Here is a 14564-nt window from a genome sequence, read left to right as displayed (position 1 = left end):
GGAACCGTTACTGCTGGGCGAGTGCCTCGTGATCCTCCTGCTCGGGCCCACGGCCACCCGCTGCAGAGCAACCGTCCCGTCGGGTCCGCGGCCCACCTGTCCAGGCTTACGGCCGGCCGCCCTCGGGGCCGGACTCGCCCGCTGCCCCGGGCCGACGGCCCGCCTCGGGCTCGCGCCCCGCTCAGCTCCGCGGCACTCCCGAGGACCCCCGCACCATCAGCTCCCCCCGGACCGTGGCGATGCCCCCCGGCGGGGGCTCCTCGCGGCCCATGGCGATGCGGCCGGCGCGGGCGCCCGCCTCGGCCAGCGGCAGCCGTACCGTCGTCAGCGACGGCACCACGTCGATGCTGAACGGCAGGTCGTCGAAGCCGGCCACCGACACGTCCACCGGGATCCGCAGCCCCGACTCCCGCAGTGCCGCGCACGCGCCCAGCGCCACCGAGTCGTTCGCGGCCACCACCGCCGTCAGCGCCGGGTCGCGGCGCAGCAGTTCGAGCGTCGCCTCGTACCCCGCCCGCCGGTCGTAGCGCCCGTGCACGGTCCAGCGCGGGTCCTCCTCGATGCCCGCGTCGGCCAGCGCGGCCCGGTGGCCCTCCAGGCGGTGCCGGGTGGTCGTCCGCTCCTCCGGGCCCGCGATGTAGCCGAGCCGCCGGTGGCCGAGCCCGATGAGGTGCTCGGTCAGCTGCCGGCCGCCGCCGCGGTTGTCGAAGGTCAGGGCCACCGCGTCGGTCTCCGGCGCCGGCGGCCGCCCGCACAGCACCACCCGGGTCCCCGCGTCCGCCAGCTTCCGCAGCTTCGCCGCCACCGCCGCCGCGTGCGGCGCGTCCTCCACGGCCCCGCCGGTCAGGATCACCGCCGCCGCCCGCTGCCGTTGCAGCAGGGTCAGGTAGGTCAGTTCCCGCTCCGGCGACCCCCCGGTGTTGCAGACCACCGCCAGCCGCTCGCCGCCGGCCCGCCCGCCCGGACCGCCGATCTCCGCCTGGATCGCGCTCGCCATGATCCCGAAGAACGGGTCGGCGATGTCGTTGACGAGGATGCCGACCAGGTCGGAGGTGGCCGCCGCGAGCGCGCTCGCCGGCCCGTTGAGGACGTAGTCCAGCTCGTCCACCGCCCGCAGCACCCGCTCCCTCGTGGACGCCGCCACGGGGTAGTTGCCGTTCAGTACGCGCGACACCGTCGCGGGCGAGACCTGGGCGCGGGCCGCCACGTCCGCCAGGGTCACCGTCATGTCGTCGTCCTCCGGTCGCGCGTCGCTTCGTACGCCGTCGTACACAGCCTGATCAAAGGAAGCCCCCTTGCCGTGCAGACCATAAGGCCATTCACTCCTGTTGTTCGCCCCCTCGAACAACTCGACCCCATCACGGTCTTGTACAGACCAGTGGTCAAAGGCTAGCTTCAGACCATATAGAAAGCGCTTGCTGCGTTACTGAGACGCATGCGGACGAAGGGAAACACGTGACACGCAAGACGGTGCGTATCGCCATGAACGGCGTGACCGGGCGCATGGGCTACCGCCAGCACCTCGTCCGCTCGATCCTCGCGCTGCGCGAACAGGGCGGTCTCGACCTCGGCGACGGCACCGTGCTGTGGCCGGAACCGATCCTCGTCGGCCGCCGGGAGCACGCGCTCCGCGACATCGCCGACCGGCACGGCCTGTCCGAAGAGCACATCTCCACCGACCTGGAGTCCGTGCTCGCCGACCCGACCGTGGACATCTACTTCGACTCCCAGGTCACCTCCGCCCGCGAGGAGGCCCTCCGGCAGGCCATCGCCGCCGGAAAGCACATCTACACCGAGAAGCCGACCGCGACCGGCCTGGAGGGCGCCCTGGAGCTGGCCCGGCTGGCGGACGCGAAGGGCATCAAGCACGGCGTCGTCCAGGACAAGATCTTCCTGCCCGGCCTGCTGAAGCTGAAGCGGCTCATCGACGGCGGCTTCTTCGGCCGGATCCTGTCGGTCCGCGGCGAGTTCGGCTACTGGGTCTTCGAGGGCGACTGGCAGGCCGCGCAGCGCCCGTCCTGGAACTACCGCGCGGAGGACGGCGGCGGCATCGTCGTCGACATGTTCCCGCACTGGGAGTACGTGCTGCACGAGCTGTTCGGCCGGGTGAAGTCCGTCCAGGCCCTCACCGCCACCCACATCCCGCAGCGCTGGGACGAGAGCGGCAAGCCCTACGACGCCACCGCCGACGACGCCGCCTACGGCATCTTCGAACTCGACGGCGGCGCCATCGCCCAGATCAACTCCTCCTGGGCGGTCCGCGTCAACCGCGACGAACTGGTCGAGTTCCAGGTCGACGGCACCGAGGGCTCCGCGGTCGCCGGGCTGCGCAACTGCCGCGCCCAGCACCGCAGCGCGACCCCCAAGCCGGTGTGGAACCCCGACATCCCGGCCACCGAGGTCTTCCGCGACCAGTGGCAGGAGGTCCCGGACAACGGCGAGTTCGACAACGGCTTCAAGGCCCAGTGGGAGCTCTTCCTCAAGCACGTCTACGCCGACGCCCCCTACCACTGGGACCTGCTGGCCGGCGCCCGCGGAGTGCAGCTCGCCGAGCTGGGCCTGCGGTCCTCGGCGCAGGGCCGCCGCATCGACGTACCGGAGATCTCCCTGTGACCATCCAGCTCCCGGGCGCCGGCGGGGCGCTGCGGACCTACGAGCCGCGCACCGAGCAGCTCGCCGCCACCCCCGGCACCCCCTTCACCTCCCGCACTGTCTTCTCGGCGGCCCATGTCGTCGCCGACCCGTTCGCCGACGTCTCACCGGACTCGCCCGCCGCCGTCGACTGGGACGCCACCCTCGCCTTCCGCCGCCACCTGTGGTCGCACGGCCTGGGCGTCGCCGAGGCGATGGACACCGCCCAGCGCGGCATGGGCCTGGACTGGGCGGGCGCGGCCGAGCTGATCCGCCGCAGCGCCGCCGAGGCGAAGGCGGTCGGCGGCCGCATCGCCTGCGGGGTCGGCACCGACCAGATCACCGGCGGCACGCTCGCCGAGATCCGGGCCGCCTACGAGGAGCAGCTCGCGCTCGTCGAGGAGTCCGGCGCCCAGGCCATCCTGATGGCCTCCCGGGCGCTCGCCGCCACCGCCTCCGGTCCCGAGGACTACCTGGAGGTCTACGGCCACCTCCTGCGCCAGGCCACCGAGCCGGTGGTCCTGCACTGGCTGGGCCCGATGTTCGACCCGGCGCTGGCGGGCTACTGGGGGTCGGCCGACCTGGACGCGGCGACAGACGTGTTCCTGGAGGTCATCGCCGCCCACCCCGACAAGGTCGACGGCATCAAGGTGTCGCTCCTGGAGGCTCAGCGGGAGATCGACATCCGGCGGCGGCTGCCGCAGGGCGTCCGCTGCTACACCGGCGACGACTTCAACTACCCCGAGCTGATCGCCGGCGACGAGCAGGGCTTCAGCCACGCCCTGCTCGGCATCTTCGACCCGCTGGGACCGCTGGCGGCACAGGCGGTACGGATCCTGGACACGGGCGACACGGCGGGCTTCCGCGCGCTGCTCGACCCGACCGTGGAACTCTCCCGCCACCTCTTCCAGACCCCCACCCGGTTCTACAAGACGGGCGTGGTCTTCCTGGCCTGGCTGGCCGGCCACCAGTCCCACTTCACGATGGTCGGCGGCCTGCAGTCGGCGCGCTCGCTGCCGCACTTCGCCCGTGCCTACGAACTCGCCGACGGTCTGGGCCTGTTCCCGGACCCCAAGCTGGCCGAGGACCGTATGAAGACCCTCCTCGCCCTGTACGGAGTCAACCAGTGACCGGCGACCTGTCCCGCTTCTCCATCAACCAGATGACCGTCAAGCAGCTGTCGCTGCCCGAACTGGCCGACGCCTGCCTGGAGCTGGGCGTGCCCGGCGTCGGCCTGTGGCGGGAGCCGGTGCAGGCCTACGGCGTGGAGGCGGCCGCCAAGCTGGTCCGCGAGGCGGGCCTGACCGTCACCACCCTGTGCCGCGGCGGCTTCCTCACCGCGATCGACCCCGAGGCGCGGGCGGCGGCCCTCGCCGACAACCGGCGGGCGGTCGAGGAGGCGGCGGCCCTCGGCACCGACACTCTCGTGCTGGTCTCCGGCGGCCTGCCGGCGGGCTCCCGGGACCTGCACGGGGCACGGGAGCGGATCGCGGACGCGCTGGGGGAGCTGGGCCCCTACGCCGAACAGCACGGCGTCCGCCTGGCCATCGAACCCCTCCACCCGATGTACGCCTCCGACCGCTGCGTGGTCTCCACCCTGACCCAGGCCCTGGACCTCGCGGAACGCTTCCCCGCCCACCAGGTCGGCGTCACCGTGGACACGTACCACATCTGGTGGGACGACCAGGCACCCGCGGGGATCGCCCGGGCCGGCGCGGGCGGCCGTATCCACACCTTCCAACTCGCCGACTGGACCACCCCGTTGCCCGAGGGCGTCCTCAACGGCCGCGGCCAGATCGGGGACGGCGCGATCGACATGCGGGAGTGGAAGGGGTACGTGGAGGCGGCCGGTTACACCGGCGCCATCGAGGTCGAGCTGTTCAACGACGGGTTGTGGGCGCGGGACGGCCGTGAGGTGCTCGCGGAGACGGCGGAGAGGTTCGTCAGGCACGTCGGGGGGTGACGGGACGATACGGGAGTGTGCCATGCCCCCGGGCTGCACCGGGGCGGGCACACTCCTGGCCGTAGGATCGGGCGCGATACCCGAGTGAACGGATGTCGACGCCCATGTACGTCAGTCGGATCCTCGTGGAGAACGTCAAGTCCTTCCACGGCCCTCGTCAGGTCGACCTGACGCTGACCCGTCCCGACGGAAGTCACGCCGGGTGGACTGTGCTCGCCGGCCGCAACGGCTCCGGAAAGACGACGTTGCTGCGTGCCCTGGCACTCGCGCTGGGGGGAACGGTGGCCGCGCGTGGTCTTGTCCAGGGTTTCGAGAACTGGATTGCCCGAGGAGCGGATTCGGGCACCGTGGTGGCCGAGATCGTCAGGCACAAGAACTTCGACGGGTTCACCGCCTCGGGCCGGACTCTGAACAGGTTCCGGGCAGGGCTGAGGTGGACGGCACCGATGGACGGAGCCGCGAGCCGCAGGGGGGCGCAGCCCGCGCTCGAGGAGATCAGGCACAGCGCCAAGGCGGCGGGCGCCAGTCCAGCGCAGAGAGGGCCGTGGGCCGACAACCCGGTGGGCTGGTTCTGCGCGGCCTATGGCCCGTTCCGGCGCATGGCCGGGGGCTCGGGCGAGGTGCAGCGGCTGATGCTGGCCTCCGGACCGGTGGCCCGGCAGGCAAGCTTGTTCCACGAGGACGCGTCACTCGCCGAAGGTGTCGCCTGGCTGATCGAGCAGCACCTGCGCGCACTCGAAGGCAGGCAGGGCGCCGAGGAACTCAAGAACGCGGCGTTGGCAGTCCTCGGTGACGGACTGCTCCCTGACGGATATCGCGTCGAGGACGTCGATTCCGAGGGCCTGTGGGTCACCCGCGACGGGCAGCGTTTCCCGTTGCGGGAGATGAGTGACGGTTTCCGAACGGTCGCTGCGCTGGTCGTCGACATCCTGAAGCAGATCCATGACACCTTCGGGGACACGCCGTTCACCGCCCTGGGCGAGAACGCACTGCTCCGCCTCGTCCCCGGCGTCGTCATCATCGACGAGATCGACGCGCACCTGCACGTGTCCTGGCAGCGCCGCATCGGCCCCTGGCTGACCGCTCACTTCCCCCACATCCAGTTCATCGTCACCACGCACAGCCCCTACATCTGCCAGGCCGCCGACCCCGGCGGCCTGATCCGGCTGCCGGGCGTGGACGAGGCGCGCCCGCCCGAGGTCATCGACCAGGACCTGTACGACCGCGTGGTGTACGGCAGCGGCGACGACGCCGTGCTCTCCGACCTCTTCGGCCTCGACACGCCCTACTCCGAGCGGGCCGAACAGATGAGGGCCGAGTTCGTGGAGCTGGAGGCGGAGATCTACGACGGGGCCTCGTCACGGGAGTCCCTCGACCGCTACCGGGAGCTCAAGCAACGGCTCGCGAGCTCGCCGTCGGCCCGTGTGGACGAGGTGGGTGCGCATCTCCAACGGATCGCGGAGGAGATCAAGGACGAAAGGGAGTGATCCGGCTTCGGCGTGCCGTCCTGCCGGCGGCCACGACGGAACGGATGAGGGACTACACCGACGACATCCGGCAGCAGGCCACGGAGAAGGAACGCAAGGACAGGGCGAAGGAACTCTGGGCGAACCGCCGACAGGTCCGCCCCGCACTCCGCGCGGGGCTTGCGGAGATGGCTCCTGGCCACGAACGGTGCATGTACTGCGGTGACAGCCAGGGCACCGACATCGACCACTTCGAGCCGAAGAGCCTTGCTCCGCTGCGCACCTTCGACTGGCTCAACCACGTGCTGGCCTGCTCGTTCTGCAACAGCAACCAGAAGCGGAACCGTTTCCCTGTCGCGGACGACGGCGGCCCCCTGCTCGTCGACCCGACAGCCGAGGACCCCTTGGACCACATACGGCTGGTGCTCCCGCTCGGAACGTACCGGGGCCTGACCGACCGGGGACGGGCCTGCATCGAGGTGTTCGGCCTCAATGCCAGGGCTGTCCTGGTCAAGGGGCGTATGGATGCTTACCTGACGGCCCAGGGCTCGATCCAGCTGTGGCGCATAGCCATGGACAAGGGGCAACGGGACAAGGCGAAGGAGATCGTCCGGGTCACCTGGGACCGCCCCCTTGTCGATGTCCTGGTCGCCATGTTCCACCAGTCCGGCCATCCGGCTGCCGATGACCTGTTCGCGGGGGAGGAGGAGACCCTCGGCCTCCTCCGCGATCCCGAACTGCGAACCGCGTTCCTGCACTTCCGGGGCGTCAACTACTGATACGCCGGTCCCGCACCGCCCCGACGAACGCGGCCCAGACGCCGGACGAGAAGACCAGCGCCGGACCAGTCACGGCCTTGCTGCCGCGGACGGGCACGCCGAGGTGGCCACGGGCTGCTTCGAGGCAGTCGCCCTGGCTGCCGCCGCTGTGGCTGGACTTGTACCACCCGGTGAGGGTGGACGCGTCGAAGACGGTGTTCTCACTGCTGGCCATGTGGTGACTGACCTGGCTTGGTTGACCCTCGACCTTGTGCAGGGTCCAGAGTGCCGGGTGTGGAGAACGATCTGCGCAGCATCGGGGAGACGGCCCGTGACAGTGGCCTGGGCGTGAGTGCCCTGCGGTTCTACGACCGTGCCGGTGTGCTGGTCCCTGCCCGGGTGGATTCGGAGAGCGGTTACCGCTGGTACGGGCCCGAGCAGTTGGAAGAGGCCCGGCTGCTGGCCTGCCTGCGCCGGGCTGGGATGCCGCTGGCGGACATCCGGTTGGTGCTGGCCAGTTGGTCCGGCGCGGATACGGATCTGGTCCGGAAACTGCTCAGGGCGCACCTGCGCCATCTCGAACAGGGGCTGTCCGATGCCCGCAGTGAGTTCGCCGCGCTCCGAGCGCTACTCGATCACCGGGAGAACGCCATGACCTCGCTCCGTATCGCCTCCGTCCGCCTGTCCGTCGCCGCGCCGGTGCTGGCAGCCGTGCTGGACACGGTTCGCTTCGCGGCGAGCACCGACCCCGAGCTGCCGATGCTCGGCGGGGTTCTGTTCGACATCGAGGGCGAGAGCCTGCATGCCGTGGCCACCGACCGGTACCGGATGGCGGTCGCGCGGGCCGGTGTCGCCGGGCACGACGGGGGCCGGGTGCAGGCCATCGTGCCCACTCCGCTCGCCGACGCGATGCGTGCGCTGTTGGGCGGCGAGGGACCTGCGCGACTCTCTCTCGACGGTGACCGCGTGACACTGGAGGCCGGGGACCGGCAGGCGGCCGGTCGGTGCCTCGACCACGACTTCCCCGACTACCGTCGTCTCCTGCCCCGGGCCGGCGGACGCCGCACCGTCGTCGAGGTGGCGGCCTTCCGGCACGCTCTGGAGACGGGTCCTGTCCGCTCCGGAGAGGCCGGGGCACCCGACCTCAGCGTGCTCAGGGTGGAGGACGGCGGCGCGGTGACCCTCTGTGCCGATGTCGACGAAGACCCGAACCGCGTCGCCGTCAACCGTGAGTTCCTGCTGGCCGCGCTGGCCGCCGGAGCCCGCGACCGACTGATTCTGGAGTTCGGCGCGCCCACGGCACCGATCGCGATCCGCCGGCCCGAGGACGAGGGCGCCTTCTCGCTCCTGATGCCGGTCCGGTTGGAGAACTGACGGTACCTGTGTGAGGACTTCTTCACACAGGTCTTTTTTATATTCCCTGTTCACGGGCGGATGCCCTTTTCAATTTGCTGTGGTTCACCTGTCATTTCTGGTTTCTTGCATTCGGCTGGAACCGCGTCCTGCCTGGTCGTGTCTATAGGGTTTGAGTCAGCCGCAAGGGCGAGCAAAGGGCTCGGAATTGCGGTTGGAAAAGGCAATTGAAAACCAAGGAGTTCCCTGTGAACATGCGTATCGCCACCGTTGCCGCGGCCTCTGCCGCACTCGTCGCCGCCGGTGCCACCGCCGCCGTCGCCGCCCCCGCCCCGGCTCCCGCCCTCACTGTCAAGGCGAGCGCCACCAGCATCAGGCTGGGCGACGTCGTCACCTTCTCCGGCAAGGCCACCGGCCTCAAGGAGGGCAGCAAGGTGACCCTCCAGGTCAAGGACGGCAGGAAGTGGGTCTCGCTGCCCGCGGCCACGAAGGTGAAGAAGGGTGCCTACAAGGTCGGCGACAAGTTCGAGAAGAAGGGCGTCGAGGTCCTGCGCGTCAAGGACGGCGGCACGGTCTCCAAGAACGTGTCCGTCACCGTCCGCTGAATCCGGCCCTGGCGCGCCGAATACGCCGGTAGCCCCTGACCGGCGCCTTGGAGACCCTGCCCCACCCCGTCCGATCCGGGGTGGGGCAGGTGTCGTCGGGGCGCGTGCGCGCCTTGTGGATCTTAGGGATCCTATGGGTCACCTGTCTTTGCCGTCGCCTTAGATTGTCCTTAATTGCTTGACAGGGCTTCGTCATCCGCAGCGGGCTCCGGGCACGGCCGCCGGCGCCCGGAAAAATCTTCCGCGCCCCGTACAACCATCCCCCCGCCCGGCGGTCGTACTTGGTGTCGGAACTTTCGGAGGGGGATCTGGGGGGATCGCGGGGGTTCTGACGCGGAGGGGGTGAGCCGAGGGGGTTCGATCGACGGATCGGGCCCCCTCGAAGCGTGTCCCGGCCCTTCGCGAGGCTGCCTGGTCAGCACCCCGGGACGCGTTCCGGCCCGTGTCGTCGCGGCCGGTTCCTGTGTTGTTCGTGGGGGCCGCGTGCCCCAGGCTGCTGCCTGAACGGGACGACTTGTTTTGTCCGACTCGGGGGGCGGCTCGCGTGCTGCGTATTCACTTCACGCCTCAGGATCTGGCCCGCGTCCGGGTGGCGAGTGCCCCCGACCCGCTCTGGGAGATCGCCTGTAGCCTGCACCGATTACAGACCACGCAGGGCCGCTGGGCGTACGCCGACTGGTACCGCGGGACCCGGACCACCCTCGCCGGCACCCAACTCGGCGCGGCCGTACGCCGGCTCCTGGTCCCCGTGCTGCCCCGGGCCCGCTACCTGCCCGACTTCCTCACCCCGTACGAGGCCGCCGACGGCCTGGACCGCGGGCTCGCGGCGATCGTCGACACCCCGCCCGACCGGGTCGCCCTCGAAATACAGACGCTGGACCGGATCGCCGGCGCCCCCGACTGGGCGCCCCGGCTGCTGGAGCGCGGGGCCCGCGAGGACCTGGCCGGGCTCCTGCGCGCCTACCACGAAGCGGTCATCGCACCGCATGAGAACCGTATTCTCGCCACGGTCGCCGCGGAGCGCGCCCTGCGTGGCCGGGACGCCCTCGCGGCCGGGGTCGACGGACTGCTCGCCGGCCTGTCACCCGCCATCCGCTGGCACCCGCCGGTCCTGCACGTCGACTACGTCGAGGACCGCGACCTGCACCTGGCGGGCCGCGGACTGCGCCTGGTCCCCTCCTACTTCTGCTGGCAGTCGCCGGTCTCGATGGCCGACGACACCCTCCAGCCGCTGCTGGTCTACCCCGTGCACGGCCTCCGCGCGCCCGCCCCCGAACGCCCGCCCGACGCCTCGCTCGCCGCGCTGCTCGGCCGCACCCGCGCGGCCGCGCTGCGGTCCCTCGCGCTGGGCGCGACCACCTCCGAACTGGCCGGGTTCCTGGGCGTGTCGGTACCCACGGCCTCCCACCACACCACCGTGCTGCGCGACGCCGGCCTGGTCTTCAGTCACCGCCACCACAACACGGTGCTGCACACGCTCACCCCGCTGGGCGCCGCGCTGCTCAGACCGCCGATGTCACCCCGGTGAGACCTGGGCGTCCTGGCCGAGCAGGGCCGCCGCCCGGGTCAGGGCCCGCTGCCGGTGCTGCCAGACCTGCTCCAGGCGGGCCGGCGTCGATGCGGGCTGCTCGCGCAGGAAGGCGTTGCGCTGCGTGGCGGTCGTGCGGCGCAAGTCGCTTTCCTCGTCGCACAGTTGATCATCGATCGCGGCGGCCCGCTGCTCGCGCGCCAGCTTCGAGGCGCTCGCGCCCTGGACCGCCTCGGCCCGCAACGACTGGATCAGCGCGGCGGGCGACTGCGCCGTCCGCCCGGCGTCGGCCATACAGCGTTTCCAACGCGCGAGGGACTTCCGGTACGCGGGGGCGGTGGCCAGGTACCGCTGGAGGAGCTGGCCGACGTCCTGCGGTACGAGGGTGTCCTCCAGGGCGGCCCGTACGGTGCCGTACAACTCGGCCCGGACCCTGGCCGTGCAGCCTCCTGTCGCGTAGGCCCCGCTCGCCCCGCTGGGCAGGGTCAGTGGCGCCATCTGGTCGGCGGGGCCGTCGAGGGCGGTGTCGTAGCGGGCCCGTTCGGCGGCGGAGAGTGAACTGACGTACCGGTTCTGGGCCGTTGGGCCCTTGTTCAGGTCGCCCAGCGCCGTGGAGACGCCGTAGCCGGGGGCGGTGCGGGAACCGATCGAGTCGGCCGTGGTCGCCCCGGCCGGTGGTGGCGGGCCCGCGCTCGTGATCAGGAAGCGCAGCCCCCGGTCGCGCATGCAGCGCTGGGTGAGGATCTGCGAGGCGTCGAACAGCTGCCGGCGTCGGCGCAGGTCGCCGGCGTCTTCGGTGAGGAGGGCGGCGGCGTGACCGGACTCCCGCGCCGCCGGTGCCGCCTCGGCCGTCACGGCCGCGCCCGGCCCGGTGCACGCGGTGGCGGCCACACAGACCAGGGTCACGACAGGGACCAGCAGGGGCACCAGGCGTAGGGGTGCGCCACCGGCACGGCGGCACGAGAGCTCTGTCATGGGTGATCGCCCGTCATCCGGTCGGAGGACAGAGCCCGGTCAGCAGCCATCGACGACCTGGTTGCTGCTGATCGAGTCGTTGAGGCCGTCGAAGGTTCCGGGCCAGTAGGCGTACGCGAAGTTGCTGTTGTACCAGCCGTTGGGCAGGCAGTAGAGCAAACCGCTGTACCCGATGTCTCTCCACACCACGACAGTCGTGCCGGTGCGGTTCCACGCCGAAGAGGCGCAGTCGCTCCATGTCCCGTTGTAACAGCCGGAGTGGCTGAACCTGCGCCAGTCTGCGTTGTCGCCCTGGACCTTGCCCGGTGTGCTGCTGTAGTTGGCGTCCTGCCAGAAACAGAACCAAGTGTTCGGGCAGTCGCTCACGGCCTGGGGGGAGACCGCGGCGGAAGCGGCGGAGTGCCCGTCCGCGGCCGCCGCGCTGCCGGGAAGGGTGAGGCCGATGAAGGCGGCCAGGGCGGTGGCGGCGAGTACCGCTGCTAATCGGAAGGACCGCATATGAATTCCCTCTTTCTGGGATCTTTCTCCGTGGTGGCTGATATTGCCAACCGAGGCACGGGCCGGCCATGACCCTTCACGGAGATGAAATGTCCCAGGTGTGGGGCGGGAATCCGGTACTCCGCTACTCCGCACGCACTTCGAGCCCTGGTTAAGAGCTTGCGGCAACCAATCCTAATTCTCCGCATATATGCCGTATGCCATCATTGCGAGTCGATATTCACCGATCCGTAACTTTCGATACGCCGAACATCTGGATCATGATCAGTAAGTTTTCGGGTATGAAAATTTCTGCACACTGGAAGCCCTCTTTCTTCACTGTAGGATTCGCAGCCCTTCTCCTGGCTTTTTCTGGTTCCATGTCTACGGCATCGGCAGCCTCGACCTTTTGGTCGTACCAGAGCCAGTACTCTGGCCTATTCCTCACGGCGTCGCCGACGACAAGTAATGTCTGGATGGACACCTCGTTCGTTGCTCCCAGCATCTATCAGCAGTGGAACTGGCTCAATCCCACTATGGATGGCATGCACCAGCTTCAGAACCGAGGCAACGGCTTGTGCCTCATGACCGATAACAACAGCGACCGGAACGCCGTCTGGGCAAGCGAGTGCAACTCCAGCAAGGCAGGCCAGTTCTGGGAAAACGACCTTCCGAGCCAGATCGCGTCCCATTATTGGTTTGATACTTTGCGGGTTTCTCCGGGGAGCTCGGCTGTCTACTCGTCCGACAACAACGACGACTACAATCATCACGGGATTCCGCTCGAGACCCACTACTGGAACCCGTCGCATAACTAATCTCGTTCAACCGGGCCGCTGATCGGCTGACAGTTACGGGACACGCAACACGCGAAGCTCCCGCGCTGTTGAGGTGGACGTTCGAGGTCTGAACCCTTCGGCATGGGATCTCCGTTGGCCTCAGGCTGACCTTGCGCTGTCATGAGCGTACTCGTCCGCACCTTGACCAAATAAGCGGAGAGTGCTTCTGACCTGCAACGATGGGACTTGTCCAGGGTCCTGTCAGCTGCACGGGAAGAAGCACTCTCCGGGTGGGCGAGCGTATCGGGTTGTACCCGCGTGTCCGCGTCGAGGGCGGCGCCCGCAGGGTGGTCTCGCAGGCCGGGTCGGTGCTGCTGGTCGAGACGGTCCGCAAGTCCGGCCTGGACACCGCGGTATCGACGGCACTGGCGCCGTGGCGCAAGCAGGGGGCGAAACCCGCCGCTGGGAACCCAAGCGCCTTCGCCTTCGCCTGTTCTGAGCCGCCGCTCAGCTCGTGCACACCGGACGCCGTCACTGGCTCCGCTTGACCGCCCGATGGCCCTGGACCGACGTCATCACCCACGCAATCAACCGGCTCCACGCTCTGCCTCAGCCTGCCCCAGCCCCGAAAAGACCGCACCACACAAACACAGAGTTCCGTCAGCACACCAACGAGGACTCATGAACGATCGAGGCTAGAAGAACACCCCGCACCGCAGCAGCACGTTCGCGTACGGTCGGGCCTCGCCCGTGCGGACCACCAGGTGGGCGCCCCCCGACAGCTCCTTCAGCCGCTCGTGCGGGACCAGGGCCAGGTCGGGAAAGTGCCCGTCCAGCAGCTTGGCGGCGGCCGGGTTGGCCCCGCGTATCTCGGTCGCCGCCGTCGCGCCCTCCACGACCAGCTCCGCCAGCAGCCCCTCCAGCACCTCCGCGAAGGACGGCACCCCGGCCCGGAAGGCGAGGTCCACGACCCGCGGCCCCTGCGGGATCGGCATCCCGGCATCGCAGACCAGCACCCCGTGCCCGTGCCCCAACTCCGCGAGCGCACCGGCGAGATGACGGTTGAGAATCCCCGCCTTCTTCACAGCGCCTCGACCTCCGCCGCCGTCGGGTACGAGTCCTGTGCGCCCCGCTTCGTCACCGCCGCCGCCCCGACCCGGGCCGCGTACGCCGCCGCCTCGGCGAGCGACGCGCCCGCTCCGAGGCGTACCGCCAGAGCCGCCGTGAACGCGTCCCCGGCACCCGTGGTGTCCACCGCGTCCACCTTCACGGACGGGACGGACTCGACCCCGTGCGCGTCGGCGACCAGCGCGCCCTCCGCGCCCAGCGTCACCACCACCGACTTCGGGCCCTTGGCGAGCAGGAGCCGCGCCCAGTCGGCCGGTTCCTCGCTCACGCACGCCTCGCCGAGAAGCACCTTCGCCTCGTGCTCGTTCACGATCAGCGGGTCGCAGGCCGCGAGGACCTCACCCGGAAGGGGCCGCGGCGGAGACGGGTTGAGCACGAACCGGCTGCCGGGGGCCAGGTTCAGTACCACCTCCACCACCGTCTCCAGCGGGATCTCCAGCTGCGCGGAGACCACCCGGGAGGTGTGGAAGAGGCTGACCGCGGCCCGTACGTCCACCGGTGCGAGCCGCCCGTTCGCGCCCGGCGAGACCACGATGCTGTTGTCGCCGGAGGGGTCCACGGTGATCAGCGCGACGCCCGTCGGCGCCCCGCCCACCAGCACGCCCACCGTGTCCACCCCGGCCGCCCGCTGCGAGTCGAGCAGCAGCCTGCCGTGCGCGTCGTCGCCGACCCGGGCCAGCAGGGCGGTGCGGGCGCCGAGCCGGGCGGCCGCGACCGCCTGGTTGGCGCCCTTGCCGCCGGGGTGCGTGGCGAGGTCGCCGCCGAGCACGGTCTCACCGGCGGCCGGCCTCCGGTCGACCCCGATCACCAGGTCGGCGTTGGCCGATCCCACGACCAGGAGGTCGTAGTCGTACATGAAGTGACTCCCTAAGAGAACGAGTTGGGGCGGCCGGGCCCGGCG

General features: G+C 70.2%; 16 protein-coding genes and 1 pseudogene. 10 read left to right on the top strand and 7 right to left on the bottom strand.

The window, feature by feature from the left end:
• Positions 1-181: 181 nt before the first annotated feature.
• Positions 182-1228, bottom strand: a complete 1047-nt coding sequence (locus ACFWXC_RS12630; protein ID WP_384477354.1) for a LacI family DNA-binding transcriptional regulator — start codon at positions 1226-1228, stop codon at positions 182-184.
• Between the two features lie 227 nt (positions 1229-1455).
• Between ACFWXC_RS12630 and ACFWXC_RS12625 the strand changes: the two genes are divergently transcribed.
• The 5 genes from ACFWXC_RS12625 (at position 1456) to ACFWXC_RS12605 (ending at position 6839) form a co-directional block, all read left to right on the top strand.
• A complete protein-coding gene (locus ACFWXC_RS12625; RefSeq protein WP_384477351.1) occupies positions 1456-2613 on the top strand; it encodes a Gfo/Idh/MocA family protein in 1158 nt (385 codons plus the stop codon).
• Entirely contained in the window at positions 2610-3761 is a 1152-nt protein-coding gene (locus tag ACFWXC_RS12620; RefSeq protein WP_384477348.1) for a dihydrodipicolinate synthase family protein, read from the top strand. The genes ACFWXC_RS12625 and ACFWXC_RS12620 overlap by 4 nt, the downstream gene beginning before the upstream one ends.
• A 32-nt stretch (positions 3762-3793) precedes the next feature.
• Positions 3794-4594, top strand: coding sequence for a sugar phosphate isomerase/epimerase family protein (locus tag ACFWXC_RS12615; protein ID WP_384477888.1), 801 nt, complete (start codon positions 3794-3796; stop codon positions 4592-4594).
• Between the two features lie 104 nt (positions 4595-4698).
• Entirely contained in the window at positions 4699-6081 is a 1383-nt protein-coding gene (locus ACFWXC_RS12610) for an AAA family ATPase (protein WP_384477345.1), read from the top strand.
• On the top strand, positions 6078-6839 hold the full coding sequence (locus ACFWXC_RS12605) for an HNH endonuclease (protein ID WP_384477922.1): 762 nt from the start codon (positions 6078-6080) through the stop codon (positions 6837-6839). The genes ACFWXC_RS12610 and ACFWXC_RS12605 overlap by 4 nt, the downstream gene beginning before the upstream one ends.
• Here ACFWXC_RS12605 and ACFWXC_RS12600 read toward each other — a convergent pair.
• Entirely contained in the window at positions 6829-7053 is a 225-nt protein-coding gene (locus tag ACFWXC_RS12600) for a DUF397 domain-containing protein (protein ID WP_384477342.1), read from the bottom strand. The two genes, ACFWXC_RS12605 and ACFWXC_RS12600, sit on opposite strands and share 11 nt — an antisense overlap.
• A 59-nt stretch (positions 7054-7112) precedes the next feature.
• Here ACFWXC_RS12600 and ACFWXC_RS12595 point away from each other — a divergent pair, with 59 nt between their 5' ends.
• The 3 genes from ACFWXC_RS12595 (at position 7113) to ACFWXC_RS12585 (ending at position 10304) form a co-directional block, all read left to right on the top strand.
• Positions 7113-8192 carry a MerR family transcriptional regulator gene (locus tag ACFWXC_RS12595; RefSeq protein ID WP_384477339.1) on the top strand — a complete coding sequence of 360 codons (1080 nt, stop codon included), beginning with the start codon at positions 7113-7115 and terminating at the stop codon, positions 8190-8192.
• Positions 8193-8425: 233 nt separating this feature from the next.
• Positions 8426-8776, top strand: coding sequence for a hypothetical protein (locus ACFWXC_RS12590; RefSeq protein ID WP_384477336.1), 351 nt, complete (start codon positions 8426-8428; stop codon positions 8774-8776).
• A 544-nt stretch (positions 8777-9320) separates the two neighbouring features.
• The gene (locus ACFWXC_RS12585; RefSeq protein ID WP_384477334.1) at positions 9321-10304 is read left to right on the top strand and encodes an ArsR family transcriptional regulator; all 984 of its coding nucleotides are present in this window, start codon (positions 9321-9323) and stop codon (positions 10302-10304) included.
• Here the strand turns inward: ACFWXC_RS12585 and ACFWXC_RS12580 are convergent.
• The 3 genes from ACFWXC_RS12580 to ACFWXC_RS12570 all read right to left on the bottom strand — a co-directional run bounded on the left by ACFWXC_RS12580 (position 10293) and on the right by ACFWXC_RS12570 (position 12240).
• Positions 10293-11279 carry a hypothetical protein gene (locus ACFWXC_RS12580; RefSeq protein WP_384477332.1) on the bottom strand — a complete coding sequence of 329 codons (987 nt, stop codon included), beginning with the start codon at positions 11277-11279 and terminating at the stop codon, positions 10293-10295. The genes ACFWXC_RS12585 and ACFWXC_RS12580 overlap by 12 nt on opposite strands.
• A 39-nt stretch (positions 11280-11318) precedes the next feature.
• Positions 11319-11777: a peptidase inhibitor family I36 protein gene (locus tag ACFWXC_RS12575; RefSeq protein ID WP_384477329.1), complete on the bottom strand. Its 459-nt coding sequence runs from the start codon at positions 11775-11777 to the stop codon at positions 11319-11321.
• A gap of 220 nt (positions 11778-11997) precedes the next feature.
• Entirely contained in the window at positions 11998-12240 is a 243-nt protein-coding gene (locus tag ACFWXC_RS12570) for a hypothetical protein (RefSeq protein ID WP_384477326.1), read from the bottom strand.
• Here ACFWXC_RS12570 and ACFWXC_RS12565 point away from each other — a divergent pair.
• Positions 12233-12574 (top strand): hypothetical protein, encoded by a 342-nt coding sequence (locus ACFWXC_RS12565; protein WP_384477323.1) that lies wholly within the window; start codon positions 12233-12235, stop codon positions 12572-12574. The two genes, ACFWXC_RS12570 and ACFWXC_RS12565, sit on opposite strands and share 8 nt — an antisense overlap.
• Before the next feature lie 251 nt (positions 12575-12825).
• Positions 12826-12987 (top strand): annotated as a pseudogene (locus ACFWXC_RS12560) (IS1380 family transposase); the annotation flags it as partial.
• A gap of 243 nt (positions 12988-13230) precedes the next feature.
• On the opposite strand, the gene rbsD reads toward ACFWXC_RS12560, so the two are convergent.
• Positions 13231-13620: a D-ribose pyranase gene (gene rbsD, locus ACFWXC_RS12555; RefSeq protein WP_384477320.1), complete on the bottom strand. Its 390-nt coding sequence runs from the start codon at positions 13618-13620 to the stop codon at positions 13231-13233.
• Positions 13617-14519 carry a ribokinase gene (locus ACFWXC_RS12550; RefSeq protein WP_384477317.1) on the bottom strand — a complete coding sequence of 301 codons (903 nt, stop codon included), beginning with the start codon at positions 14517-14519 and terminating at the stop codon, positions 13617-13619. Before ACFWXC_RS12550 ends, rbsD begins: the two co-directional genes overlap by 4 nt.
• Positions 14520-14564: the final 45 nt, after the last annotated feature.

Origin of the sequence: Streptomyces sp. NPDC058683, assembly GCF_042716195.1 — a bacterium.
GTDB lineage: Bacteria > Actinomycetota > Actinomycetes > Streptomycetales > Streptomycetaceae > Streptomyces.
Note: the sequence above shows the minus strand (reverse complement) of the source record. Positions and strands in the feature narration are given on the sequence as shown.